The 25,846-nt window shown below is 49.3% G+C and carries 36 protein-coding genes; 34 read left to right on the top strand and 2 right to left on the bottom strand.

Features of this window, described 5'->3' with window-relative positions; genetic code table 11:
• From J8X26_RS23330 to J8X26_RS23235, 20 genes are all read left to right on the top strand, one after another.
• The coding region (locus J8X26_RS23330; RefSeq protein ID WP_208952088.1) for a hypothetical protein at nt 1-290 on the top strand (290 nt) is incomplete at its 5' end.
• Between the two features lie 193 nt (nt 291-483).
• A complete protein-coding gene (locus J8X26_RS23325; RefSeq protein WP_208952091.1) occupies nt 484-1,071 on the top strand; it encodes a Rha family transcriptional regulator in 588 nt (195 codons plus the stop codon).
• Nucleotides 1,068-1,274, top strand: coding sequence for a hypothetical protein (locus J8X26_RS23320; protein ID WP_208952087.1), 207 nt, complete (start codon nt 1,068-1,070; stop codon nt 1,272-1,274). The genes J8X26_RS23325 and J8X26_RS23320 overlap by 4 nt, the downstream gene beginning before the upstream one ends.
• A complete protein-coding gene (locus J8X26_RS23315) occupies nt 1,271-1,444 on the top strand; it encodes a hypothetical protein (RefSeq protein ID WP_208952086.1) in 174 nt (57 codons plus the stop codon). Before J8X26_RS23320 ends, J8X26_RS23315 begins: the two co-directional genes overlap by 4 nt.
• Nucleotides 1,445-1,702: 258 nt before the next feature.
• Entirely contained in the window at nt 1,703-2,002 is a 300-nt protein-coding gene (locus J8X26_RS23310; protein WP_208952085.1) for a hypothetical protein, read from the top strand.
• 40 nt (nt 2,003-2,042) lie between these two features.
• Nucleotides 2,043-2,645, top strand: a complete 603-nt coding sequence (locus tag J8X26_RS23305; RefSeq protein WP_208952084.1) for a hypothetical protein — start codon at nt 2,043-2,045, stop codon at nt 2,643-2,645.
• Complete coding sequence (locus J8X26_RS23300; RefSeq protein WP_208952083.1) at nt 2,645-4,129, top strand: terminase; 1,485 nt, start codon at nt 2,645-2,647, stop codon at nt 4,127-4,129. Before J8X26_RS23305 ends, J8X26_RS23300 begins: the two co-directional genes overlap by 1 nt.
• 12 nt (nt 4,130-4,141) lie before the next feature.
• Complete coding sequence (locus J8X26_RS23295; protein WP_244370814.1) at nt 4,142-5,536, top strand: DUF4055 domain-containing protein; 1,395 nt, start codon at nt 4,142-4,144, stop codon at nt 5,534-5,536.
• A gap of 117 nt (nt 5,537-5,653) precedes the next feature.
• Nucleotides 5,654-6,418: a DUF6651 domain-containing protein gene (locus tag J8X26_RS23290; RefSeq protein ID WP_208952082.1), complete on the top strand. Its 765-nt coding sequence runs from the start codon at nt 5,654-5,656 to the stop codon at nt 6,416-6,418.
• A 145-nt stretch (nt 6,419-6,563) separates the two neighbouring features.
• A complete protein-coding gene (locus tag J8X26_RS23285; protein ID WP_208952081.1) occupies nt 6,564-7,730 on the top strand; it encodes a P22 phage major capsid protein family protein in 1,167 nt (388 codons plus the stop codon).
• Between the two features lie 47 nt (nt 7,731-7,777).
• Nucleotides 7,778-7,945, top strand: a complete 168-nt coding sequence (locus J8X26_RS23280; RefSeq protein WP_208952080.1) for a hypothetical protein — start codon at nt 7,778-7,780, stop codon at nt 7,943-7,945.
• A 1-nt stretch (nt 7,946) separates the two neighbouring features.
• Nucleotides 7,947-8,342 carry a hypothetical protein gene (locus J8X26_RS23275; protein WP_208952079.1) on the top strand — a complete coding sequence of 132 codons (396 nt, stop codon included), beginning with the start codon at nt 7,947-7,949 and terminating at the stop codon, nt 8,340-8,342.
• Nucleotide 8,343: 1 nt separating this feature from the next.
• A complete protein-coding gene (locus J8X26_RS23270; protein WP_208952078.1) occupies nt 8,344-8,985 on the top strand; it encodes a hypothetical protein in 642 nt (213 codons plus the stop codon).
• 1 nt (nt 8,986) lies between these two features.
• Nucleotides 8,987-9,808, top strand: a complete 822-nt coding sequence (locus tag J8X26_RS23265; protein WP_208952077.1) for a hypothetical protein — start codon at nt 8,987-8,989, stop codon at nt 9,806-9,808.
• 3 nt (nt 9,809-9,811) lie between these two features.
• Nucleotides 9,812-10,021, top strand: coding sequence for a hypothetical protein (locus J8X26_RS23260; protein ID WP_208952076.1), 210 nt, complete (start codon nt 9,812-9,814; stop codon nt 10,019-10,021).
• Nucleotides 10,022-10,082: 61 nt separating this feature from the next.
• The gene (locus J8X26_RS23255; RefSeq protein WP_208952075.1) at nt 10,083-11,627 is read left to right on the top strand and encodes a phage tail protein; all 1,545 of its coding nucleotides are present in this window, start codon (nt 10,083-10,085) and stop codon (nt 11,625-11,627) included.
• A 67-nt stretch (nt 11,628-11,694) separates the two neighbouring features.
• Nucleotides 11,695-12,105, top strand: a complete 411-nt coding sequence (locus tag J8X26_RS23250; RefSeq protein ID WP_244370812.1) for a hypothetical protein — start codon at nt 11,695-11,697, stop codon at nt 12,103-12,105.
• Nucleotides 12,106-12,117: 12 nt separating this feature from the next.
• Nucleotides 12,118-12,495, top strand: a complete 378-nt coding sequence (locus J8X26_RS23245; protein WP_208952073.1) for a hypothetical protein — start codon at nt 12,118-12,120, stop codon at nt 12,493-12,495.
• 35 nt (nt 12,496-12,530) lie between these two features.
• Nucleotides 12,531-12,674 carry a hypothetical protein gene (locus J8X26_RS23240; protein WP_208952072.1) on the top strand — a complete coding sequence of 48 codons (144 nt, stop codon included), beginning with the start codon at nt 12,531-12,533 and terminating at the stop codon, nt 12,672-12,674.
• Complete coding sequence (locus J8X26_RS23235) at nt 12,671-13,159, top strand: hypothetical protein (protein WP_208952071.1); 489 nt, start codon at nt 12,671-12,673, stop codon at nt 13,157-13,159. The genes J8X26_RS23240 and J8X26_RS23235 overlap by 4 nt, the downstream gene beginning before the upstream one ends.
• 5 nt (nt 13,160-13,164) lie before the next feature.
• Here the strand turns inward: J8X26_RS23235 and J8X26_RS27930 are convergent, their stop codons facing one another.
• Nucleotides 13,165-13,515 (bottom strand): Arc family DNA-binding protein, encoded by a 351-nt coding sequence (locus J8X26_RS27930; RefSeq protein WP_208952070.1) that lies wholly within the window; start codon nt 13,513-13,515, stop codon nt 13,165-13,167.
• A 110-nt stretch (nt 13,516-13,625) separates the two neighbouring features.
• Between J8X26_RS27930 and J8X26_RS23225 the strand changes: the two genes are divergently transcribed.
• The 7 genes from J8X26_RS23225 to J8X26_RS23195 all read left to right on the top strand — a co-directional run bounded on the left by J8X26_RS23225 (nt 13,626) and on the right by J8X26_RS23195 (nt 19,085).
• Nucleotides 13,626-13,802, top strand: coding sequence for an Arc family DNA-binding protein (locus J8X26_RS23225; RefSeq protein WP_208952069.1), 177 nt, complete (start codon nt 13,626-13,628; stop codon nt 13,800-13,802).
• Nucleotides 13,792-14,439 carry a BRO family protein gene (locus J8X26_RS23220; protein WP_208952068.1) on the top strand — a complete coding sequence of 216 codons (648 nt, stop codon included), beginning with the start codon at nt 13,792-13,794 and terminating at the stop codon, nt 14,437-14,439. Before J8X26_RS23225 ends, J8X26_RS23220 begins: the two co-directional genes overlap by 11 nt.
• A gap of 53 nt (nt 14,440-14,492) precedes the next feature.
• Entirely contained in the window at nt 14,493-15,287 is a 795-nt protein-coding gene (locus J8X26_RS23215; protein ID WP_208952067.1) for a phage antirepressor KilAC domain-containing protein, read from the top strand.
• A 10-nt stretch (nt 15,288-15,297) separates the two neighbouring features.
• On the top strand, nt 15,298-15,549 hold the full coding sequence (locus J8X26_RS23210) for a hypothetical protein (protein ID WP_208952066.1): 252 nt from the start codon (nt 15,298-15,300) through the stop codon (nt 15,547-15,549).
• 85 nt (nt 15,550-15,634) lie between these two features.
• Nucleotides 15,635-15,817, top strand: a complete 183-nt coding sequence (locus J8X26_RS23205) for a hypothetical protein (protein ID WP_208952065.1) — start codon at nt 15,635-15,637, stop codon at nt 15,815-15,817.
• Between the two features lie 99 nt (nt 15,818-15,916).
• Entirely contained in the window at nt 15,917-16,873 is a 957-nt protein-coding gene (locus J8X26_RS23200) for a hypothetical protein (protein ID WP_208952064.1), read from the top strand.
• Between the two features lie 67 nt (nt 16,874-16,940).
• Nucleotides 16,941-19,085, top strand: a complete 2,145-nt coding sequence (locus tag J8X26_RS23195; protein ID WP_208952063.1) for a hypothetical protein — start codon at nt 16,941-16,943, stop codon at nt 19,083-19,085.
• A 39-nt stretch (nt 19,086-19,124) separates the two neighbouring features.
• Here the strand turns inward: J8X26_RS23195 and J8X26_RS23190 are convergent, their stop codons facing one another.
• Nucleotides 19,125-19,667, bottom strand: a complete 543-nt coding sequence (locus J8X26_RS23190; RefSeq protein ID WP_208952062.1) for an ATP-dependent Clp protease proteolytic subunit — start codon at nt 19,665-19,667, stop codon at nt 19,125-19,127.
• A 101-nt stretch (nt 19,668-19,768) separates the two neighbouring features.
• Here J8X26_RS23190 and J8X26_RS23185 point away from each other — a divergent pair, with 101 nt between their 5' ends.
• From J8X26_RS23185 to J8X26_RS23155, 7 genes are all read left to right on the top strand, one after another.
• The gene (locus J8X26_RS23185) at nt 19,769-20,761 is read left to right on the top strand and encodes a hypothetical protein (protein ID WP_208952061.1); all 993 of its coding nucleotides are present in this window, start codon (nt 19,769-19,771) and stop codon (nt 20,759-20,761) included.
• Entirely contained in the window at nt 20,761-21,876 is a 1,116-nt protein-coding gene (locus J8X26_RS23180) for a phage late control D family protein (RefSeq protein WP_208952060.1), read from the top strand. The genes J8X26_RS23185 and J8X26_RS23180 overlap by 1 nt, the downstream gene beginning before the upstream one ends.
• 8 nt (nt 21,877-21,884) lie before the next feature.
• On the top strand, nt 21,885-22,502 hold the full coding sequence (locus tag J8X26_RS23175) for a phage baseplate assembly protein V (RefSeq protein WP_244370810.1): 618 nt from the start codon (nt 21,885-21,887) through the stop codon (nt 22,500-22,502).
• A 118-nt stretch (nt 22,503-22,620) separates the two neighbouring features.
• Nucleotides 22,621-22,875, top strand: coding sequence for a hypothetical protein (locus tag J8X26_RS23170; protein ID WP_244370809.1), 255 nt, complete (start codon nt 22,621-22,623; stop codon nt 22,873-22,875).
• Nucleotides 22,876-22,879: 4 nt separating this feature from the next.
• Nucleotides 22,880-24,007, top strand: coding sequence for a baseplate J/gp47 family protein (locus tag J8X26_RS23165; protein WP_307803502.1), 1,128 nt, complete (start codon nt 22,880-22,882; stop codon nt 24,005-24,007).
• On the top strand, nt 24,008-24,670 hold the full coding sequence (locus tag J8X26_RS23160) for a hypothetical protein (RefSeq protein ID WP_208952057.1): 663 nt from the start codon (nt 24,008-24,010) through the stop codon (nt 24,668-24,670).
• Between the two features lie 78 nt (nt 24,671-24,748).
• Nucleotides 24,749-25,846, top strand: a 1,098-nt coding sequence (locus J8X26_RS23155) for a phage tail protein (protein WP_208952056.1), incomplete at its 3' end; no start/stop codon positions are given.

The following is a 25,846-nucleotide window of genomic DNA, read 5'->3' as shown; positions in this document are numbered from 1 at the left end:
TTAAGCGTTTTCTCGCATGGCTGAAAAGCATCTACATCAAACCGGCAACAGCCGAAACTACAACACCAAAGGAAACCATCATGTCCGAACCATTAGTAGACGCAGCAGTAGAACAGCCAGTAGCAGAAGTAGCAGCAGATGTTCAACCGGTAGCTGACGTAGTAGAAGAACCAGAAGTTACCGAAACAGATGCGGTACTGGCGAAACTGAAAGAGCTGGTTGCTGCTGCCGGTGCACAGTCCCATGCAGTATTCGACGATCTGGTTGAGCTGGCTAAGAAGCTCATCTGACAAACGCTCACCCAATATCAAGAGGTCGCCAATCGGCGGCCTTTTTTTATGCCCGCAGTATTCCGCGCATTCTCCGCGCACACACCAAGAGCCTTTCGGGGTAGAGCTTGAGATAGGGCAGTGGTTATCGCTGACCGCTCTTGGGCTGCCTACATCTGGAGAACAGGCTCTATCACCAAAAGGTATCAGCGAAATGAAAACATCATTGACAGCATTTTCTTCGAGCGAAGCCCCAACCATGAGCAGCATGGAAATGGTTGATTATATCAATGCTGAGCGCCAATCGAAGGCGGAAGCCGAAGGGCTTTCGTTCCCTTGCAAGAAGTATCGCAAACTTCGGCATGACAGCTTGATGCTGAAAGTGCCCAAAGTTTTGAGTGAAACTCAATCTCCAAAATTTTCTGGAGATTACACTGATGAGAAAGGCCGTACTTATCCGTGTTTCCACTTTCCAAAGCGTGAAGCCTGCCTGATTGCCATGAGCTACAGCTACGAGCTACAGGCTCAGGTGTTTGACCATATGACCCAGCTCGAAGGTGGTCAGGATATCAATCTTCTGGATTTCTCAGGATTGACAGATCTGACTATCAGGCAGATGCAAGATCGCGTTGCCAGTGCAGAGAAATACTCATTCGAAGAACATGGTCAAACGGGGAGTGCTCTAATGACCCGTCGCAAGAAAGAGAAAAAGGTCATCAAGAAAGCTGAGCAACTGGTACGTGACCTCATCCAGTTCAGGATAAATGACATGGGCGACTTCCCTGATGGAGAAATGGCATGAACCACCAGGACTTCATTTATCAAAACGTAAGGGCTGAGTTAGTTAAGCAGGGTTACGACCCTGCTGTTGCTTCGATGGGGGCTAGCAAAGCAATCGACCAGTACAATACTCACTCATCATCTAGCCGAAAGGGAAAGCTATTTGACGATTGCCTTCGCATCGCGAAAGAGTGGGCAAAGAAACTGGAGCCTAAAAAGAAATGACCAATAGCGAAAAGCAGCGACTTGAAGTCATCTGCCGCTATCTGAAGGATGGTTTTCGTGATTTAGATTGTGGTCGCATTGCTAGCGGCATTTCTAATGTCAATAACGCAGAAGTTCTATTAGATGCGTTGCTGGCCATGGAGGATGCAAGGCTGAACAAGAAGAGGTGAGAGCCACTTTCACAACGGCTCTTCATTACAAAGCGTCTGTAGCCGGGCGCTTGATAATGACGAATCCTCCGACAAGGAACAGATTGTTCATCCCCGAAAGGAGAGTGATCCAATCTTGCTGACGGGTAAGCCGTAAGTGGCACATTAACTGCGTGAGCCGTGATGAATGCTGCGAAACCCAATTAAACAAACATTTCATGTTCCTTGATATTAAGCTTAGCGGTAACGTGTATTCTCCATACAAAAAAGGAGGTCACCATGATTTATCGGAATGTAGAAACTAATTACATTAACAGCAAAACAGATAGCCGATTAATCAGGTACGATGTTATTAAAATTGATAACGATACATACCATGTGAAAGTAATCGATGAGCAGCAGGCTGGGATAGCACAACCCAATCTATTGGTTCAAGTAGACCAATTCGACCTAACCCGCCAGCAATACAACGAAAAGTATGATGTAGGCAACAGGGCCATAGTGAGAACTGAAATGCTTCCAGGATTTGAAGGTACAATATCTGATTACCTGCAAGACCATCGAAACAAGATTTCTTGATTTCAACCGCCTACGGGCGGTTTTTTATTGGAGTAAACAAATGACTAAACCAGATTGGGAGGCCATCGAATCGGCGTACCGAGCTGGCTTGATGTCCATCCGAGAATTAGCATCACAGCACGGCATCACTCACGGCGCTATCAACAAGCGAGCAAAGCGTGATGGGTGGGAGCGTGACCTCAAGGCAAAGATAAAAGCAAAGGCCGATGCGTTGGTATCCAAACGCGAGGTATCCACTCAGGTATCCACCGAAAAGGCGTTATCCGAACGGATACTGATTGAGGCGAATGCCGAGGTTATTGCTAGCGTCCGTATGGAGCATCGCGGAGACATCAGACGAGCCAGAAGCATTACCAATGCTTTGTTCGATGAGCTTGGTGCTGAATGCGCTGATGTCGAAGCTCTGCGTAAGTTGGGCGAGATGATGCTTGACCCTGATGATAATGGCCGTGACCGTCTAAACGAGATTTACCAGTCAATCATCAGCATGCCAGAACGCGTGAAGTCAGTGAAAGCACTCAGTGATGCCCTGAAAAACCTCATTGGGCTTGAGCGTCAGGCCTATGACATTGACGGAAGTACCGGCGACAACGTGGTCGATAAACTTTCTGACCTGATGGATTCATTGTCTCAGGGGGCGTAATGAAACCTGAGCACCTCAAGTTGCTGGCAGACAAAGACTGGCGACTGAATAATCTCTATTGGATTACGGACAAAGAAGGCAAGCCGGTTCGCTTTAGGATGACACCTGAGCAGCGCGAGTACTTCGAAGGTATCCACACACGCAACATCATTCTTAAGGCTCGCCAGCTCGGCTTCACGACTGAGGTTTGTATCATTCAGTTGGATGCTGCGCTGTTTGAGTCTGCAAAGTGCGCCCTGATTGCCCACACGTTGAACGACGCTAAACGCCTGTTCCGTGAAAAGGTGAAATACGCATACGACAAATTACCCGACGAGATTAAAGCAGCTAACCCTGCGAGCAATGACTCTGCAGGTGAGTTGGTATTCAAGAAGGGCGGGTCACTCTACGTCAGCACGTCATTTCGTGGCGGTACGCTGCGTTACCTGCACGTTTCAGAGTTCGGCAAGATATGCGCCAAGTATCCAGACAAAGCCCGTGAGATTGTCACAGGCGCGTTTGAGGCCGTATCTACCGGATGCTTTGCGACCATAGAAAGCACTGCTGAAGGTCGCGCTGGTTACTTCTTCGATTACTGCCAGACGGCTGAAAACGCTCAGTTGCAAGGCAAGCCGTTATCTCCGCTGGATTGGAAGTTCTTCTTCTTCTCCTGGTGGAAGAATCCGCTGTATGCAATTGACCCTGTTGAAGCGCTTCCTGACCGCCTGACTGATTATTTCGATGAGATGTTGGGTAAGCAGGGTGTTGTTTTGGATGAACGCCAGAAAGCCTGGTACTACGCCAAAGAGAAAACGCTCGGCGATGACATGAAGCGGGAATATCCAACTATCCCTGCAGAAGCATTCCAGCAGTCGGTCGAGGGCGCTTACTACGCTCAGCAATTCCGCTTCCTCTACACCAACAAGCGGATCGGCTCGCTGCCTGATAACTCACACCTTCCCGTTCACACGTTCTGGGATATCGGCGTGAGTGACTCTACAGCCATCTGGTTCGTGCGTGAGGTGGGTGAAGAGTTCCACATCATCGATTACTACGAAAACTCCGGTGAAGGCTTGAGGCACTACATGAAGGTGCTGAAAGACCGCGGCTACAACTATGCGCAGCACTGGGTACCACACGATATAGAAAATCGTGAATTCGGATCTGACGCTAAGTCGCGTAAGCAACTCGCCAAAGAAGGCTATGAGATTGACGGTCAGACTTACTCAATGACACTCACTGTCGTTCCGAAAGTCGGCGTTGATACCGGCATAGAGTCAGTGCGTGAAATCTTACCTCGCTGCGTCTTCGATGCTGCTAAATGCGAAGTAGGCGTATCGCACCTCGAAGGTTACAGGAAAGAGTGGGACGCCAAGCGCGGGTGCTGGAAAGATAAGCCTCTCCATGACTTCACGTCTCACGGCGCTGATGCATTCCGTTACTTCGCAGCAGCCAAAAACAACAAGAAACCAATCAAAACTACGGTTCGCCCATTCTCTGCTTAATTGGACAATAAAATGACTGATGACGTTCGTAAAAGGTCAGCAAAAATCGAGGCCATCGCCACGTGCTGGCCGATGATTACTGCCCTGCTCGGCGGCACACCAGCAATGCGGCAGGCAGGCAAGACATATTTGCCGCAATGGCCGAATGAGGATGATGGCTTTTACAAAAACAGGAAAGACACGGCGACGCTGTTCCCGGCATTTCCTCGCACGGTTGAAGTGTTAAGTGGCAAGCCTTTCTCTCGCCCGATTACGTTCGGCGAAGACATTCCAGAATCAATTAAGAAGATGTTCGACGACATCGACCTGCAAGGTACTAACCTGCATAGCTTCCTGGCTAACGTTTGCGAGGCGGCTCTCGGCTACGGCATTGCAGGCATTCTGGTTGACTATCCACATTCAGAAGGCGTCAAAACCATCGCAGAAGAAAAGTCGCTTGGACTCCGGCCTTACTTTGTGAAAATTGACGCTGAGTGCCTGCTTGATTTCCAGTCACAGCGCATTAATGGCTATGAGACGATCACCAAGCTGCGTTTCGTGGAAATGGTGGCCGAGACGTCGCCAGAAGATGAGTTCAAAGAAGAAATCATTGAGCAGGTGAGGGTGCTGGATATTGGTCGGTGGCGGACATACCGCGAGAAAGAAGACCCGGTTACGCACGAGAAAAAGTGGCTACTGCATGAAAAAGGCACTACCAGCCTTCAGAAAATACCTTTCGTGCCGATTTACGGCGAGAAGATTGGCTTCATGCGCTCACGCCCTCCAATGGCAGAGCTTGCTTACCTGAACGTAGAGCACTGGCAGACGAAAAGCGACCAGCAGACCATTCTGCATGTTGCCCGCGTCCCGATTCTGTTTGGTAAAGGGATGGACAGCGGCCAAGATATTACCGTTGGCGCGGCCAGCGCAGTTATCTCTGACAAAGATAGCGCCGACCTCAAATATGTAGAGCACTCAGGTAAGGCAATCGAGTCAGGTCGTCTCTACATTCTTGACCTCGAAGACAAGATGCGGCAAATCGGCGCGGAACTCCTTGTCGTTAAGCCTGGGCGGATCACAGTAGCTCAAACAATGGCTGAGGATGAGTCTGGAACCTGCGCATTGCAGCGCATTGTTGGCGACCTACAAGATGCAGCTAATCAGGCCATCCAGTTGCTCGCTGACTGGATTAAAGAGGCCAAAGGCGGAAGCATATCTATCTTCCGAGACTTCGGCGCAGCATCGCTTGCAGAAGCTTCAGCCGATATTCTGATGGAAATGAATGTCGCCGGAACGCTATCCAATGAAACCCTGTTCACTGAAATCCAGCGCCGAGGGATGATTAGCCCTGATGTGAAGTGGACAGATGAGCAGGAAAAAATCAAATCACAACCGCCTAAGCCGGGAACGACTCAGCTCAGCGCGTAAGTATTTTACCCCATACCAGCCCATGCATAACGCGTGGGCTTTTTTATTGCTGAAACCTGCGGATGCAGACCAGCGCACCGAGTCGGATGGCTCACGAAATAAGGTTGGATGACCAGTATGAAACTGAAACTCGACGAACAAGGCCATGTAGTTGTTCAAGATGGCAAGCCTGTATACGTGCATGACGATGGCAAAGAAGTGGCTTTCGATGCAGTGGGTACCGTCTCGACAATTGGGCGACTCAATGCCGAAGCAAAGTCACATCGTGAACGTGCGGAAACAGCAGAGAACACTCTGAAATCTTTTGATGGGATTGCAGACCCTGACGCCGCCCGCAAGGCGCTTAAAGTTATTGAGAACCTCGACTCTAAAAAATTGGTTGATGCCGGTGAAATCGAAAAGGTTAAAACCGAAGTCGCGAAAGCTTTAGAGCAGAAATATCAGCCATACGTTGAGAAATCTGAGCGTCTGGAAGCAGAGTTGCACGGTGAGAAAGTCGGCGGCGCATTCACCCGCTCAAAACTCATCGGCGAGCGTTTTGCAATTCCGGCTGACCTCGTACAGGCCAAGTTCGGCAGCGCATTTTCTCTGGAAGAAGGGAAGATTGTCGCTAAAGACAGTGCTGGTAACAAAATCTACAGCCGCTCATCACCTGGCGAATTGGCAGGGTTTGATGAAGCGCTGGAAATCCTCGTGGATGCCTATCCCCACAAAGACCACATCCTGAAAGGTAGCGGCTCATCCGGTAGCGGCGCTCAGGGTGGTGGTTCGCAGGGCGGTAAACGCACAGTGACCCGATCTCAGTTCGATAGCATGTCACAAACAGATCAACTAGCGATGGCGAAGTCAGCCCAAAAAGGCGAAGTCACCTTCGTTGATTAACACCAGCCGTAACTAGTGCCAAAGCCAAGCCTAAAAACTTGGCTTTTTTTATTTGGAAATATCCCCGGATGGGGCTCGCGAATGGGCTGGATGGCTCGACGCAAAGAAAAATTCACTCATTTAAACAAATCTGGAGATATGCCTCATGGCAAACACATTGACGGGTCTCATCCCGACTATTTACGAAGCGCTGGATATTGTTTCTCGCGAGCAAATCGGCTTCATCCCGGCTGTATCACGCAACTCAAGTGCCGCCCGCGCTGCGTTGGATGAAACAATCATGATCCCAATCGCACCACAAGCGGCGCTGGCGGATAACACCCCAGGCGTAACAGCACCAAACACCGGGGATCAGACCATCGGCAACGTCACCATGACCATCAGCAAATCGAAGCACTATCCGATCCGCTGGAATGGTGAAGAACAGCGCGGTATGAATAACGCTGGTACCTACGGCGGACTACTGATGAACCAGTTCTCACAGGCATTCCGTACGCTGTCCAACCAGATTGAAGTCGATCTGTTCAACACCGCATATCAGGGCGCATCACGTGCTTACGGTACCGCAGGAACTGCACCATTCGGTGTTGCTGGCGACCTGTCTGATATCGCTCAGGTTCGTAAGATTCTGGATGATAACGGCGCACCACAATCTGACCTGAACCTCGTTCTTGGTTCAAGCGCGATTGCCAACCTGCGCGGTAAACAAAACGTCCTGTTCAAAGTGAATGAATCTGGTACAGAAGACCTGCTGCGCCGAGGCGTGATTGGTTCTCTGGAAGGTCAGATGATCCGCAACTCTAACGCTGTGACGGCAGTAACTAAAGGAACCGGTGCAAGTTATACCACCGATACCGCAGGTTACGCAGTTGGCGCAACAGCAATCACCCTGATCACCGGTACCGGTACTGTTCTGGCTGGTGGCACAGTGACCTTTGCTGGCGATGCAAACAAATATGTTGTTGCTGGCGGCATTTCTGCACCTGGAGTTATCACTCTGGCTGCACCCGGTCTGCTGCAAGAAATCCCTGCTTCAGCTACAGCAGTGACTTTGGGCGCAACTGCAACGCCTAACCTGTCATTCAGCTCAAGTGCGATTCAGCTGATCACCCGCTCACCGCAAATGCCTATCGGTCCAGATGGTCGCGCGATGGATATGGCTGAAGACGTCATTCAGGTAACTGACCCCGTGTCGGGCATCGTGTTTGACATCGCCATGTACCGTCAGTACATGCAGCTGGTTTACCACGTGCGCCTTGCATGGGGCTGCCAGGCTATCAAATCCAACCACATTGCAATGCTGCTGGGTTAATCAAAGATACAGGGGGCAAAATTCGCCCCCTTACCTAAGGATTAAGAATGATTATCGAAACCGTAAAGGTGACCACCGAAACCACGGATGCAAATCCGCTGGGATACGTGGTGATCAACAAGTCTGACCTGACTGAAGAACACACGCTATTTGAAGAAGCAGGGAAGAAGAAAACCAAAGCTAAAGGCTCGGAAACATCAACTGAGGGTGAATGAGATGGCATTAACAGACGCTCAAATGACTGACGTTCGCCGGTACATGGGTTATCAACTTAGCGGAACCACGATGCCTATCACGGTCAATCAAGATTTGGTTTACGTGAAGTTTGGCATGGTCACCATGTCTCTCTATCAGCGCTTGACGTCGCTTAGTGCAAGTGAAGAGAGCGTTCTGGATAACTATCTCACCAAAATTAGCGCCCTTGAGACGGCCGTTATCGACTCAAGCGACAACCTTGACACCGACCAAGCCGCCGTATGGTTCCATAACAAAAATGAAGTCAACGACCGAATGAAGCTTTTTAATCTCTGGCGACGCCAGATGTGTGAGTTTCTCGGTGCGGCACCTGGTCCCGCTCTCGGCTGTGGTGGAACACGACTGGTAAGGGGCTGATATGGACGCAGCGAAGCTGAGAGATAAAGTCTATATCGGCAACGGCAAAGCGGCACAAAGGATTGGTTATGTGGCTCAGCAGTTCAGGGCTTCCAGCGCTTTCAATCCTCTTGAAACCACGCCGCTACAATCGCTTCACGCCTCATTCACTACTACCTTCAACTATAACGCGCCAAACAAGTACGGTCAGGCTACGTGGATTGGGGTATTTGATGGGCGTCAGTTCGTTGTTGGCGATTTCCTTTCCTCTCCCGAAGACGGCATGTTCTTTGTGGCTGCAATGCAAACGACGCTGCCTATTTACTGCGTTCAGACCAACCGGATTATCTCGGTACTTCGAACCAGTCAGGAAGATGCAGGCGGGGTGATTGGATACGGTGGAACAACGGCAGAAAACGAAGTCGCGCTGATGACGGGATGGCCTGCCAGCATTCTGAATGGCACCAAGGGTGAGAAATCGCCGGTTAACCTGCCAGCAGATGCGAAAACGCCGTGGTATCTGCTTTTGTTCCCATCTTACGGCGACATCATCCTGCGAACGAGTGACATCATCACCGATGACATTGATCGCAGATACGTAGTTTCCAGCGCTGAACTCACTGACATGGGGTGGCGTGTAACTGCCATGCAGGCTTTGGTGTGATATGGCTGACCAATCAGACGTAATGAACCTGCTGGCGGCTAAGGCTGCGGCAGTGGCTTACCCAAACGGAACCGGCGCACCGAGCATTACCGGCTCCATTGTGAAGGTTTACCCGGGCTGGCCGGTTCCGAATAAGCTTCAAACTGATATCAAAGCAGGGGGCGTTCATATTTCCGTCTACCCACTGCCAACTGAGAAGAAAGTCAGCGAAACTCTCGGCAGACCTTACAGAGTCATCACCACCGGAACGCCAACGTTAGTTGTAACCGTTTCAGGACATACCGTTACGTTCAGTGGTGCGGTATCAACACCAACGAATGTCTATTTCCTGATTGATGAAGTCGGCTATCACTACTCAGTTCAGAGCAGTGACACGCTGACGACAATTGCAACAGCAATGGCAATTCAGATAGCCGGAGCAACGAGTGTCGGCGCTGTCGTGACAATCCCAAGCGGAAATTCAATCGTGGCTCGCACTGGTGGTATCGGTACGGCAGCCAGAGAACTACGCAGGCAGGCCAAAGACTTCCAGATAACCATCTGGGCACCTACGCCCGCGCTGCGCGACACAATGGCCTCAGTGCTCGATATAGCCCTGTCAGAAGAGAGCAATATTTCACTCTCTGACGGCGCACCGTCGTATATGGTCTACACCCGATCATTTCAGTCAGATGCCAGCGAGAACTATCTCGTCTACCGGCGTGACTTTATCTACACCGTAAATTACGCAACAACCCAAACAATCGATGCCGCTCAGGTCGTGGCACCTGTCATGCATATTGCAGACACATCAAACAACCCCATCAAAACAATTCTGGAGTAAAACATGGCAGATTCTGACGATTTGGCACCTGTTGCCACCTCAACCGCTTCGAGCACGGCGAGCAAGTTAACGACGGATAGTCTTGGTTTCATCCTGGTCGTTCGCCACGCCTTTGCTGATTACAAAATCGGTGAAGAGATTACAGACGTATCACTGATTAAAGAGATTATTGAAGGCGAACAGGCTGTATACGTGATTAAACGCGCCGCTTAAATCCTCTCCCTAAATTCACATCAGAACCCGCCTTGAGCGGGTTTTTTATTGGAGTAAAAACATGCCGATTTATCAGTCAGGCAGTTTAAATACGACGGCGCTCACGGCTCCTGATTTGTACGTTCAGGTGGTGGCTCCGAAAACCCGCTATATCAACGGCGTTGCAAGCAATGGTCTCGGTATTGTAGGGATTGGCAGTTGGGGGCCGGTAAACAGCGCTTATCTCATCGGTTCGGCTAACGATCAGGCTCAATATCTCGGCGCTCAGCAAGTGCGGAAATATGACCTTTCCACCGCTGTAGCAATCTCTCTGCAATTGGGTGCGACAAACCTCAATTGCGTGCGCGTTACTGACGGTACTGACGTGGCCGCAAGTATTCCTGTGAAGGACGTAGCCAGTGAACCTGTTACCGGCGCTACACTGACCGCTATTTACACAGGCACTCGTGGCAATACCATGCAGGCCGCTATCACATCGGGTACGGCCGTTGGCTCGTACAAACTGACGATTAACTTGCCAGATCAAAGTGCTGAGGTATTCGATAATCTGACCGGAACCGGTGCGGATTTCTGGACGAACCTTGTCAGCGCGGTGAACGACGGACAAACCAGCGTGCGCGGTGCAAGCCAATTGGCTGTGGCTACAGTTGGTACGAGTACAGACCTGCCAAACACCACCCTGACGTATACGCTGGCTGGTGGCACCGATGGCACAACAACCATCACCGACACCGTATTACTCGGCACCGATGGCACAAGCACTACCCGTAAGGGCATGTATGCACTGCGCGGTACTAACTCGCAGGTGATCAACCTCGTTGACGTGACTGACTCTACGTCATGGCCGACTATGGCAACGTTCGCATTGGATGAAGGCTCATACGTCATCGGGCAGGGCGCGGCGGGAACGACTTACTCAGCACTTTCAACGCTTCTCAACACCGCAGGTGTAGATACTTACGCCTTCAAGGCTATTGTTGGCGACTGGCCTTACTGGAAAGATACCGTTAACGGTGTCAACCGGATGATTGCTCCGGCCACTTTCGAAGCCGCTAATATTGCATCCCGTTCACCGCATATTTCAACGCTGAACAAGTCAATCAGTACCGTGATTTCCACGCAACGAAATCTGGCAAATCAGCCGTACTCACTTACGGAAATCGGCGCGATTAACTCGGCTCGTTTAGATGTCATCACAAACCCATGCCCTGGCGGTAGTTACTACGGCATGCGCTCAGGTCGCAACACCAGTTCGCTGAGTTCGACCAACGATGACACCTACACCCGCATGACCAACTACCTTGCCCTGACACTGGCGGCGAGCTTTGGTGATGTCGTTGGCCAGAATCATACCGCTGAACTGCGTCGTGAAACCAAAAGCACTATCGAATCGTTCCTGTCGAACCTTGAACTGCAAGGCATGATTGGTGATCCGAATGGTGGTCCAGCGTTCTCTGTGAAAATCGACGCATCAAACAATCCAGACTCTCAAGTCGCGCTGGGATACATGATCGCCGACGTACAGGTCAAATACCTTAACGTGGTTCGCTACTTCCTGATCAACCTGGAAGGCGGCGGCAGCGTCTCCGTCACAGTTTCTAACTAATAACCCCTAGACCCGCTTCGGCGGGTTTTCTTTTTGGAGTGCGCCAATGCCTAGCTTAGGTTACACAATGGGTCGTGATGTCGCCGTCGACATCAACACGCCTACCGGAAAACTTCGAATTCCTAAAATCATGGACTTCGACTCAAAACCTCAGTTAACCACCAACAAAATCACGCCTCTCAACGGCATCACCGATGAATTGCAAATCCCTACAGGCTGGAATGGCACCATCACTGCTAAACGCATGGATGGGACGCTTGATGACTTCTGGGCGCAGTGGGAGGACAACTACTTCAACGGTATTGACCAGCAGCGCGGGACCATCACTGAAACCATCACAGAATCTGATGGCACAGTAAGCGTTTATCGCTATGAGGGTGTCTCATATCACCTCACTGATGCCGGTAAGAAATCCGGTGATAAAGAAGTCGATCAAGTCCTCGCCTGGACTGCTAACCGCCGCAAGAAAGTCGGCTGATAAGGGAATAAAATGGCTAATGTAAAAGTGCATCAGAACTCAGAAGAAAAAGCGCCGGTTGCCGAGGCTAAACCTAATCAGGTAGTCGACGCACAAGGTCGTGTCATTAAGTTTCGTGAACTGAATCCGCTGCAAGAATCTCGCTTAGTTCTCGCCGTGGGGTCGGAGGCCGCAACCAATAACGTCTACATGTATACGTTTGCCTTCCCAGCAGCAAAAGTTGAGAGCATTGATGGCGATGAGTATGCCTGCCCGTCTAATCAGGCTCAGATTGATGGCATGATCACCATTCTGGGTAAAGATGGTATGGATGCGGTGCTCTCTCACTTCAATGAAATTGCTGAAGCTGCGATTGCGGCAAAAGATAGGCAAGCTGCAATAAAAAACTAGCACAGAACCCCGATTTTCGAGGCAGGTGCTGGATTATGAAAAACGGGGTTCCGTTCAGTGTAGCTTTTGATGTTGAAACTCTCATGCCTCATGAGAGAGACGCGATGTCCATCGTGTTTTCAGAATTTGAAGGCGGCAAGTTCAACTGGCATTCATGGGAGTGGGAGAAACAAGAATGAAAGAATTAGATGGATTTCTTGGGGCTGCACTTCAGTTTGCCGCTGTGGATATCGCTATTAAATCCAATATGCACAATGCACTTGAAGAAGTGGCTAAGCGCATAGAGGCCTCTGCAAAAGCAGAGATTGGGCACTATCAGCCAGCCGCAGGCCCATTCAATGAGTGGGATCAGTTGGCTGATAGCACCGAAGCAGATAAGGCGAGAAAGGGATTTCCCTCTGATGCACCACTTGAAAGAACAGGGCAATTCAGGGAGTCATGGGAGCATGAAACGGAAGGGCTGGAAGCTGTCATCGGCTCCAAAGATGAGCGAGCACCTTGGTTTGAATTCGGAACGCCAAAGATGCCTCCAAGACCGGTACTCGGGCCAGCAGTCGTGCATAACGGCGAGTTCATCAAAAAGATTATCGGTAAGGCCACCGTTAACGGGCTGATAGGCGGCTCGCCAATTCATCCTGATGCTGGTTATGACGACCTGATTTAGCCCACTCAGGTGGGCTTTTTGTTTTGCGAGATTAAATCCAAAACCTGACGAAGGTTTACGCTTTCTTTTTCAATTTTAACTGAAAGCTTGCTGGCTACCTGCATAAGCATAGACATTAGATGATCTCTTTCTTCTTCTGATAGTTCATTCATGTCGTTTTGCTTGGTCATCTCAAGGATATAGCCTACAGCGTCGTTACCAATGGAAGATGAAAAAAGAGAATTGCTAATCATCTCTATTATTTCAGAGTTCATTGATCTGCCGTTGGCCTTAGCTCTCTCAGCGATAGCCTCTCGCATCCCATCCGGGAATCGAAGATTAAATTTGTCCTGCATTTGGCTTGGGTACTTTGACATTTCGACCACCTATGAAGATTTTAATTATTATGGTGGGTACTTGACACCATACGCAATGGTGTTAAATTAATATCAATGGTGGCAAGTTAATCCCAAATGAGGTATCAAAAATGCACGATGTACTTTATACAGGCCGTAAAAATGTAGTTTTCAACCTGCGTCTTCCTGAGCGTATGGATGATGAAATTCGTAAACAGGCGGAGATGGATGGCATCTCAATCAACTCTGCGATTGTTCAGCGACTGGCGAAAAGCTTGCGTGAGGAGAGAACTTCTAATGCAGCGTAAAAATAGTGAAGCCCCAACTACTTGCGATAGTCAGGGCTTCGGCGTCAGTAACTTATCGAGAGCAACCAACATGAAAAGTATAGCGAATAACCAACTTCAGTTCCACAACACAAAATTCAACTATATGGAGATGTCTGGTCAAATCTGGCTGACCGCTTCTGAGGTTGGGCAGGCGCTAGAGTATTCTGATGACAAGGCTGTTCAGCGCATCTACTCACGCCATTCTGATGAATTTACAGAGAATATGTCAGGGGTGGTCAAGATGACCACCCCTAAAGGAATGCAAGAATCACGGGTGTTTTCACTTCGCGGTGCGCATCTTGTAGCAATGTTCGCCAGAACGCCCAAGGCTAAAGAATTCCGCCGCTGGGTGCTCGACATTCTGGATCGCGAAGTTGCCACAGGGAATTGTTATCAAGCATTCGATTTTGAGATGTACGCACGTAACGCAGGAGTGGCAAAGCGACACATGGACGTAATCTACAGGCAATGGAATGAGAAACTTTCACCATCGCTCAGGGCGCTCGGTTCGCCTTTGGCGGCTGAGCTGGTAGATCGGATCAAATCTGTAGGGGCGATTACTTACAGCCTGAATCTCGCTCTGGAGAGGGCTTCAAAATCTGGGAGGATTCACTGAAAGGCGTATGGGATGGCGCAAAAAGAAAAACCGCCAATGTGGAGTTGGCGGTCATGTCAAATCAAACTGCGAGGTCTTTAATGACTGATTCAAATGTAGCAAAGAAATCACTGCCTGTCATCGCTGGCGTTGACATTACCACGGATGCAGAAGGGCGGTTTAACCTGAATGCACTTCACAAGGCTAGCGGTGGTGAGAAAAAGGATGGGCCAACTTATTGGCTTGCCCTTGAAAGTACACAGAACCTGATGAACGAGCTAGATAAGCAAACTACCGTGATCTCGGTAGTTAAAAAAGAAGGTCGTCACGGTGGCACTTTTGCCCATGAACTTCTGGCGGTAGAGTATGCCGGTTGGATTTCAGCGTCATACCGTCTGAAAGTTAACCAGACCTTCCTCGACTTTAAGGCCGGGAAGCTGCAACCTGCTTTTGACCCCATGGTTGCACTTAACGACCCTGAGTTTCTTCGCGGTACATTGTTGACCTACAGCGAAAAGGTGATCGCGCTCGAACATAAGGTAGAAGTGATGCAGCCGGATGTTGAGGCGTTGGAGCGTATTGCAAAATCAGACGGTGCCTTGTGCATTACGGATGCTGCGAAAAACTTGCAGGTTCAGCCGAAATTCCTTTTTCGCCTTATGTCAGAGAATCGCTGGATTTACAAACGGCTTGGCAGCAAAACGTGGGTCGGATATCAGGACAAAATTCAGTCGGGATATCTGGAACATAAAGTGCACACGGTTCTGCGCAATGATGGTAGCGAGAAAGTGACAGAGCAGGCTCTCGTTACCGCCAAAGGCTTAACAAAACTCTCCAAGATGCTTGGTATTAGCGGCGTTGCCGCATAAGGATGATGAAATGGGACTATGTGTATTGTGTGACACGTTACTAGCTAAAAGCCGCCATCGTGTAGAAGGTGACAGCGTTACCGTTAAATTCTCTGTCCTCACTTGTGAAAATGATGAAGGCAACGACGAGTACGCTTACTGGGTCGTGCTGGAAGACAGCGCGGGTGAAACAGTAATGAAGGAGGTTAACTCTGACTTTATTACTGCCTGCGAGATTCATGAGCGCCTTAAAAAGACCCTCGGCGTAGATGTCGCTAGTTAACTAAAAATCATCAAAACCCAAACCCTCTACGGAGGGTTTTTTATTGCCCCCGCTTAACCGTGTGTTTTTTTGCGCAGGAGGATTTATGGACGATCTGCAATTTATCAGACGCTTTTGGGTTCTGTACCCGGCGGTTGGCTTAGAAGAGTTTCTTCAAAATCACGAATACTTTGCTCAGATAGCTGATTCGATCTTAGCTTCTTCCACTTACCAAGAGCTGCTGCGTAATGCCTCCTCCGAAGTGGCATGCCCAAAAGACCCATCTTAGGGGCGTTATCCTGACATTTGATCAGTGCCTAACCATTTTGCGTTGCCTTGCAGCAGGCCGGTGCTATTCTCTGATTATCAAAATTGATGAGGGTTAGGGATGAACAGTAACGAAGGGAAAGATGAGTTTATAGAGCGAAGAACAGTCCAGATAATGGGAAAAGGTTTTTCCAGAGAGGATGCAACTTCTCAAGCACGGGAAGAATGGTCGATGGAGTCAAATAAGAAGGCCATTAAGCCTAACAAAGGTAAAATCACACTCGGACAAATAGCCACTTTCTTGCTTGTAGTTTTCATCGGTGTGGTGGTTTACACGCAAGGTGAGAATAAACAGTCATCAAGCGGCGATGAGCAAAACATTGGCGTAATTTCGGCTCCTGCAAATATAGATGAAAAAGTACCTGAAGTAGGTATTACCTCATCGCCATTAAAAGAAATTGAGTCTGTCCCTTTTACTGTCGAGTGTTTATTCATTAGCTCCTTATTCACAGATAATCACAAATTGGCAAGGGTTGATGTATCAGTATCTAATGGAGACCAGAGTTCCTGGGCTGCTACCATGATGGCTGCCGCTGAAGCAGCTAAGGAAAGCGGTGCTGACTCTATAGAAATTTCGCTATTAAATTCTAATATATCAAAGAATGAAGCACCTTTATTTAGGGAAATCGGACATGCTTACTTTATGCCTAAAGCCGATATAGGTCTGTGGACTAAAAATGGGAAAGGGGTTGAGTGGTCTGTATACGCTGCAAAAAAAGAAAACCTAATGACAAAGCGCGATATTGATATAACTAACTTATATGATAAAAGTCTAGCCAGTCTTATAAGTAAAGGGGTTGAAGAAAACGAAGCTGATAAAATCGCCGGTAACCAAGTTGCTAAGAAGTTTAATTTAAAACCTGATTGGAGGCTACCGACTGGCAGCTATTCCTCCTCAAGTGATGAGGTGAATGTTTCAGGATTTTCTGTTAACTCTTCCAAATCACGGGCTGGAATGGATGCTATTAGTAATCTAATCCAAAATGCCAATTACCCATCTTACTCATCATGTAATTAAAAATTTCCCCCAACCCTAAAACCCAGCAATTAGGCTGGGTTTTTTATTACCTAAATTCGGAGCCTGTATGGATATCGAAGCATATAAAGTCGCGGTTAAAGTATCGCTAACAGAGAACGTAACTGCTGGCTTACTGGCGATTTCACGTAAATTCGGCGATACCAATAAACAGGCGGCGATATTTCAAGAGCGCATGGCTCAGATTGGCAAAATGACCCTTGCAGGCGGCGCTTTGGTCGGCGTTGGCTTGATGATCACCAAAGGTCTGGACGCTACCATTAAGGCGGCCAATGACCTTGTAAAAGCACAGAACGACTTCAAGACACTGAACCTTACCGTTCAGGATAACGCCCTGGTTAATTCCACTGCACAGAACATTTCACACCAAGTCATGGGAACGACGATCGCCGGTAATATCAGACTAATTCAGGACTTGCATACTGCTTTTGGTGATTTACACCACTCTATAGAAATGGCTCCCACATTTGCAAAATATGAATCAACTATCGGCATGGCACTTGGTGAGCACGCTAAAGACGGAATGGTGAATGCTGCCGCCAAAGCGCTTGAGCACCGAGGCGGGGCGGTTATTAACGATCCTAAAGAGTTCAGTAAAGAATTAACAATGATGTCGCAAGTGCAATTTGCGTCAAAGGGAAGGGTTAGCCCTAAGGATTTTCTTGCTGCATCACAAACAGGGAAAATGGCCTATTCCCTATTATCTCCCGAGTATCTCTATGGTAATTTCGCCGGGATGATGTCAATGGATAATGGGGGTAACAAATCAGGCACGCGACTAATGACGACCTTTAGTTCTTTAATTGGTGGTCACATGGATAAAAAAGCCAAGGGGTTTCTGGCTGAGTTAGGCATGTCTGAGGAGGGTGTCAGCAAAGCCAGAATGAAGATGATGAAAGACGCCATGAGCGGTATGTCACCAGCAGAGCGTCAGATTTATATGCAAAGTCTTGGTGGGGAGTCGTTACTTAGTGGGGGGCTAAAAGATGAATTCGTAAGAATGTTCCCTAACCCTGACCAGCTTGTATCGGTAATGGCTGAGAGAATCAGGGAGCGCTTCGGTAAAAACATGTCCGATACTGAAGTGGCTGAAATGATTACTAAAAATTTCAATAGAAGCACTGGTGAATTCCTCGGGCAAAACATAATTAACGCAAGTAAGTTTAAAAAAGATTCACATATTTTTAGAAATACAATGTCTGGTCAGGCTTTATTTGGTAACTATTTTAATGCTCCTGATGGCGCGGCCAACGCACTATCTTCTGCGTGGACGAACGTTAAGGCGGTGCTTGGTCTTCAGCTAATTCCAACTCTTACCAGTGTTACGCTTGGCTTGGCTAATTTTATGGATAAAGTCAGCAAATTTGCCGAAGACAATCCGTGGGCTACTAAAATTGCCATGTACTCAACAGCTGCAATCGGCGGCCTTTCACTGCTTTCGGGGGGCATTATGCTTCTTGGGGCAACCATTATGGCTGCAAGGCTGGTCGGTTCTATTGGAATGTTAAGCTCGTTCACTGCACTACTTGGTGGGCCAGTGGTCTGGGCATTGATCGCTGCTGCGGGTGCGGGGCTTCTCATCTACAAAAACTGGGACAAGATAAAGCCTGCTGGTATCCAAATGGGGAAAGAATTTGGCGGAATAATGTCGGATATCTGGAAAAGGTTGCAGCAGGTAGGTGATCACATCAGTAATTGGGGGATTTGGAATAGCCTACAAACTTTCTCAGATAAGATTGAGGCAGGATTTAAAAAACTATTCGATACGATAATCGGATATTTAAATAAAATACCCGGTGTAGATATTCACCCAGATTTAACACCAAAGCCAACGACAACAAATATGCCTACTAAACTCCCGCAGTTTGACACATCAACTACGGCGGGAAGTTATGGAGCAGCCAATGCCGGTTGGCGTGGGGGGCAGAAGCCTACATCAGATCAGGATTATGCCAATGGAATGAAAAGCAGTATTCGTAGTTCCCAAGTACCCGCAGTTCCACCTAAACCGACCACAACGCAAGAACAACCCGTAAATCTGCTTATGACTGATCAAGGCCGCAAAGTGATCGTGGCTACAGTTATGAAAGGAATGACGCGAGAAGCGACTAAAGCCCCATCTGGCACGAGTGCTTTCGACTCATCAATGCTGATGACCTATTCAGGCCAAGTAAGCGCAGTCTCAACCAACTAGCCCACCAATCGGTGGGTTTTTTAATGGAGAATAATTATGTCAGCAGGTTACCCACCAATTAACGGCGGAGTCGGCCAGTGTTGCACTTGCCACCGATGTAACCATTCCACTGGCGGCGGCGGTGTCGGCGTCCAATATGGTGGCAGCGTTAATCAAGTCACCCCAGCCGATATCGTTTCTTTGCGACTCGCTATTGAGAACCTCAACAAAACGGTCGAAATCGTTATCGAGACATTTGGACCACTCAACCATTCTGGCGTGGTCAGCAACTGCGGTATTGAATCCCCAGTGCAGAGGGTGCAACAAGAATCTTGAGCCTGGATTGGCGCGGCGCTCAGTGCCAGCCATATAGATCACGTTAGCCACAGATTCAACGTTACTTAGATTGTGTGTGATTACTGGAATGGGTAGTGATTTCAAAAAATGGTAGGCAGTGAACCCAGCAACCAGATCTCCTCCTGCGCTTGAGATGTGAACCTGTAATGAGGTCGCCCCGTTGGAAAGAGCTTGCAAGCATATCGCTTGAAACTGACTTATTGTGCTCGGATTTACTGGGCATAAAAAATGAGCCGTGTGCAGCATAAAATCATCCTTGTTTAAATTGAAGTAACAACATAATCCCCCTCGTAACAAACAACCATCCTGACATTTGATCAGTGTAATCATTCACGCACGGAGTAATCATGTCGTTCACAAGCGCACTGAATAACTTCGCACAGGGGTTAGATCCAACAGCAACACGCCTAATTCTCGGGGGCTTCGAGTTTCTCGATTTCGAAGTCCCTGAGCGTATTGCGATACCTGGCAAACAGAAGACAGTTCTGCATCAGATGATCGGCGGTAAGCGCACGATTGACGTTCTGGGTGTGGAGTATGACCCGCTGTCGTGGTCTGGCATTTTTACAGGGGCGCAATCGGGTGACCGGGTTACGGCACTTGAGAGAATGCGCGATGCAGGGGAGCAAGTAACTCTGACGCTGGATGGCTACAGCTTCACCGTGGTCATCACCGCTTTTACGCCAACGTATGAGTTCATCTACCGCAGGCCATACACGATTGAAGTGGCCGTAGTATCGAACAACGCTTCACCTCTGCGCGTGGATGCATTGACAGGTGCGCTTGATGCTCTGGTAAACAGCGATGTTGGCACTGCGCTTGGACTGTCAGATATTATCGACGTGTCTTCAGTTACATCGGCAGTAACGACGGTACAAACCGCTGTTAAAGCAGTTACAGACATCGCTCACGCCACGGTGGACACGGTTCAAACCATCGTCAGACCCATTATTGCAGCGCAAACTATCGTGCAGCAGCAACTTGCAGTGCTTGAATCAGCGGCGAGCGATATCACCACGCTTGGCGGTTTGGTGCCGGGTAATCCGATATCAAAAACCATCAGTAATTTACTGACTCAGGCCGATTTAACAACCCGAACTCCGGCGCTTTACAGTCTTCAAAGCGTGCTCGGCAGACTGAACAAAAACGTGCAATCAGGGCAGACGGCTGACGGCGTGAAGACGGTGACACTCAGCGGAGGGAATCTCTATCAGGTGGCATCTGACCAGTACGGAGACGCTTCTCTGTGGAGCAGCCTGGCATCAGCAAACAACCTGACAGACCCGCAACTGACCGGTATCAACACGATCATCATCCCATCTAACCCAACGAGCCAATAATGGACGTAAACAATCCGATTATTACCGCCAGCGCCCGCAAAATCAGCGGGCGTTGTCTTTTAAATGGGGTAGAGGTTCCGTTCGTCTCATTTGATGTCGAGAGCAATTCATTCCGAGGCGCGGGGACGTTTAGCCTGACGCTGGCAACCTCCGCACTCCCGGCAGATATGGGTCTGCTTAATTACTGGGCAACACAGACCACCATTAAGGTTGAGCTTTCTGTTTCCGTTATCAGCCAGTCGGGGACAGATGAAAAACGGCTGATTGTTGGCAACATCGACACCTGGCACTTTGACCCTGCACGATTTGAGATTGTGGCTGACGGACGTGACTTTACCGGGCTGATGATAGATGCCAAGTCTGCGGGGGAAAGCTTCAAGAACTACACCAGCTCGCAGATAGCGACAATCCTTGCTCAGCGGCACGGCCTGACCCCTGTGGTCACGGCAACGACGGGCAGATTTGGTGAATTTTACCAAATAGACTCAGCACACCTTACCGGTGAGCAAACAGAATGGGACTTGATCACCACGCTGGCAGGCATTGAGAACTTCAATGTTTACGTGGATGGAGAGAATCTGGTGTTCGCTCCGGTCACCGACCCAGCGAAAGCGGACAACTATGTGATCCGCTGGCAGCCGCCGGGCGCACTGGCTTATCCTCAGTGCAACATGTCAGAAGACCTTTCATTCTCCCGTGCGCTGACGATTTCTAAGGGCGTGACAGTGGAGGTGCTGAGCTGGAATGCAAAGCGCAAAAACAAACAGTTCGTGGCGTCGTATCCCAAAGCTGCAAAAAGCACTACGCCAGGTAACTCAACTGCCAAAACGCAGGTTTACCGGGTTATCCGCAACGGGTTGTCACCGGAATCAGCATCAGCACTTGCACAGAAAATCTATCGTGACGTCGTTCAGCATGAGATGAAATTCACCGGCTCTACTGCTGGTGACAATCTTCTCACGCCGGAAACGATGGTGCGCATTGAGGGGACAGCCAGTCCGTTTGACCAGCTTTACTACTGCGACAGCGTGCGCCGTACATTGAGTTGGGATACGGGTTACACGATGACTATCTCAGGGAAAAACCACAGTCCTGCATTGGAGGTTTCACAGTGAAAGCATTAATGAATGCAATAGCGGGTCGTTCGCAACAGGCGGGGGCTGGCGTGAGCGGAACAAGGCAAGGGACGGTAACGGCATACGACCCCGCTTCTTATTCCGTAAAGGTTCAGCTGCAACCGACCGGGGAGGAAACAGGATGGATACCGCTGGCGACAATGTGGGCGGGAAATGGTTACGGGGTAGTGGCTGGGCCAGCAATTGGCGCGGTTATTGAAGTTGAGTTTGACTCTGGCCTGATGGGCGCAGGCATGGCGGTAGGGCAGTTTTTTAATGACGTTGACCGCAGCCCTGCTCCGCCTTCTGGTCAGTTTTGGGTTATCGACCCATCAGGCTCATCATTCAAGTTAACCAATGACGGTAAGGTGACAATCACCGACGGCGCAGGCTCAACGTTTGTGATGAATGGTGACGGCACTGGAACGGTCAACCTGGCATCTGGATTGACAATCAACGCCTCAATCACACAGATAAATGGAGACCTTAAAGTTTCCGGCAGCATTAAAGACCAGAACGGTGCGAAAGACACAGTTCAGAAAATTCGTGAAGTATTCGACGCTCACGTTCACAACGGCGTTCAGACCGGCAGCGGCTCAACAAATATTCCAACTACTCAGCTGTAGGTGACCAATGTATGACCTTTACCACTATATCGGCGGTGACATTAGCACCTCGCCGACGGGTGACCTGCGCCCAGTTTCAGACACTGAGCGCGGAACTCAGCGTGTTTTAAGGCGGCTGATGACGAATCCAGGCGATTATCTGTTCCACCCAGAATACGGGGCGGGGCTTGGCAAGAAGGTTGGCGATTCGGTCAATGTTAACGAGTGGAAGGCGCTGATCCTCGGACAGATGTTGCTTGAGGACTGCGTAGCCACATCCCCTGAGCCGGTTGTTGCGCTGACCCTGATTGATATGGGCGTAACCTGTTCCATTCAGTACACCGATGCCGTTTCAGGAACCCCCGCAACACTCAGTTTTGACGTAACGAGGTAATCGCGTGGCATCACTAAATATTAAAACTTTCGCTACCCTGGTGAGCGATCAGGTCACCGCAATGCAAGCCAGCGCGGACGGACTTGTTGACCTCGCCATCGGCAGTATTTTACGCGCTATCGTGGAGTCGAATTCAGGCGTGGCGATGTGGATACAGCAACTCATTGTGAATTTGCTGGTGACAACCCGCGCGGCCACTTGTTCAGGGGATGATCTCGATAGCTGGATGGCAGATTTCAGCTTTACTCGTTTGTCAGCCGTGCAAGCTACCGGGCAGGTCACTTTCAGTCGGTTCACACCAACAAATCAGGCGCTAATTCCAGTCGGTTCGGAAGTTACAACCACTGACGGGACTCAGGTATACACGGTAACAACGGATACCACTAATTCTGCTTATGACTCGACACAACTTGGTTATGTTATTGCCGCCGGAGTCAGTTCGCTGATAGTTCCCGTGCAGGCCAATACAGCGGGTGCAGATGGTAATGCGCAGGCTGGAACAATCACGGTTATCTCAGGTTCCATTCAGTACGTCGATACCGTCACCAATGCTACAACCTTTGTGAATGGTGATGATGCCGAGACTGACGACGCTTTCAGGGATCGGTTTGTTCTCTGGATCGCCTCATTATCCAAGGCTACGAAATCAGCAATCGGTTATGCGCTTTCCAGTATGCAAAGCGGGGTGACATACACGCTTACAGAGAACTACGCTTACGACGGAACCGCACAGCCCGGGTATTTTTATGCGGTCGTTGATGATGGCAGCGGGTCACCTTCCAGTGATTTTATCGACGCTGCTTATGCGGCAATTGATACCGTGCGCGGGTTTACGATCACCTTTGGTGTATTCCCGCCGACGCTGGTAACCGCCAATGTTGTGATGGTCATTACCACTGACTCATCTGCAACCCATTCAGACATAGTGACAATTGTTACAGAGGCAATTCAGACTTATATCGCGAGCTTATCTCTCGGCCAGTTGTTGCCCTATACGCAACTGGCTACCATTGCATACGGAGCAAGCTCTCTCGTAACAAACGTCTCAGCAGTTACCCTCAACAGTGGCACTTCTGACCTCGCAGCATCAGGGGCGCAGGTTATTCGTGCCGGTACAATTTCGGTGAGCTAAATGGCGACTGGTGACCAAAATGATATTCTTACACGACTGAGGGCGTTACTTCCCCCAACATGGTTCGGTGACGACCATCCATTTGTTACTGCAATACTCACTGCATGTGCTCAGGCATTGACGTGGTGTTATTCACTTTATGTCTACGCTCAGTTGCAGACGAGAATAAGCACCGCAACAGATGGATGGTTGGACATTATTGCCTATGATTTTTTTGGTAATAACCTGCAAAGAGCATCAGGCCAATCTGACGATATATTCCGAAATGCAATCAAAATAAATATTCTGCGTGAACGAGGAACACGTAAGGCAATAAATGACATTCTTTTCGATTTAACAGGGAAGACACCGATTATTTTCGAACCGCAAAGACCTGCTGACACTGGTTCTTACGGCGGCCCTGCAATAGGATATGGTGTAGCAGGTGGCTATGGCTCATTGCTGATACCTTATCAGGCGTTTGTTACTGCTTTCAGGCCGACAGGCTCAGGGATACCGTATGTCGCAGGCTATGGTTCAACTCCGTCAGGTTACAGCACACCTTCTCGTGGCGAATATGCGTCACAAAGCATGATTACTGGTTCTATTACTGATGCACAGGTCTACGAAGCCGTAGCGGCAGTGAAAATGGAAGGCACTATCGTGTGGGTTCGTCTGCAATAACTCTTTAATCCCATCAAAAACATTCAACCAACTCAGAATTAATACGCTGGGTAGACATCATATTTCTTGGAGAAATAAATGGATCGCCAAATAATTTATCCTGGTGCAATTCCGCTTGAAACCGATCTGCTCAATACCAACAAATACACAATGATTGCGCTCAGTAAACTTTCTGCGGCCATGATGGGAACAAACACCTATCTGCGTGGCCTGACATGCGCACCGACAAGCCCTGCATCAATGGTGATTACAGTTGATAGTGGTGAAATTTATAGTGTCCAGAACGTTGACACTACGGCCTATTCTTCTATCGCCGCAGATACCACGAACACTATTCTTAAGCAAGGGATTATCCTCAGTCAGACATCGTTCACACTGACCGCACCTACTACTTCAGGCCAGAGCGTTAACTATTTGGTTCAGGTGACCTACAGTGATGTAGATTCCGGCTCTACCGTGCTGCCTTACTACAATGCAGCCAACCCATCAGTAGCGTACAGCGGTCCAAACAACGCTGGTACGGCGCAGAACACGGTTCGATCAGGTGTGTGCACGGTAGATCTGAAGGCAGGCGTGGCAGCTACAACAGGCACGCAGACAACTCCATCGGTAGACACTGGATATACGGCGGCATGGGTGATCACCGTTGCTCAGGGTGCGACTACCATCACCGCGTCAAACATTTCTTTGGCTGCTAATGCGCCATTCCTTCCAGTAAGCGGCATCGTTGATGCAATTCAAAAAAGCACGATGACTTACGCCGCAGACACGGGCTCCGCAAATGCCTATGTGGCGTCCTATGTGCCTAAGTTACCAACGCTCATTGATGGCATGCGTCTGACGTTTAAGGCTAAAACAGCCAACACAGGGGCATCCACATTTGCACCCAACGGCAACACAGCATATCCACTTTACTCTCATGCAAACCAAGCATTGCAGGGTGGAGAGATCATCGCCAATGGACTGGTAGAAGTCGAATGGAATAGTACTCTCACCGCATGGGTTCTTTGTGGTAACTCAGGCGGCGCACTACCCGTTGCCGCCGCCACCCAATCGAATCACGCCATGCAACTTGGGCAAGCTACAGGCAGACTGCTTGCCGTTAAATACATCACTGCCAGCGGGACTTACACGCCTACTGCTGGGACGAATTCTATTTTTGTGCAGGGTGTCGGA

This window comes from Rahnella sp. ChDrAdgB13 (genome assembly GCF_017655185.1).
GTDB lineage: Bacteria > Pseudomonadota > Gammaproteobacteria > Enterobacterales > Enterobacteriaceae > Rahnella > Rahnella contaminans.
This window is presented reverse-complemented; position numbering and strand designations above follow the sequence as displayed.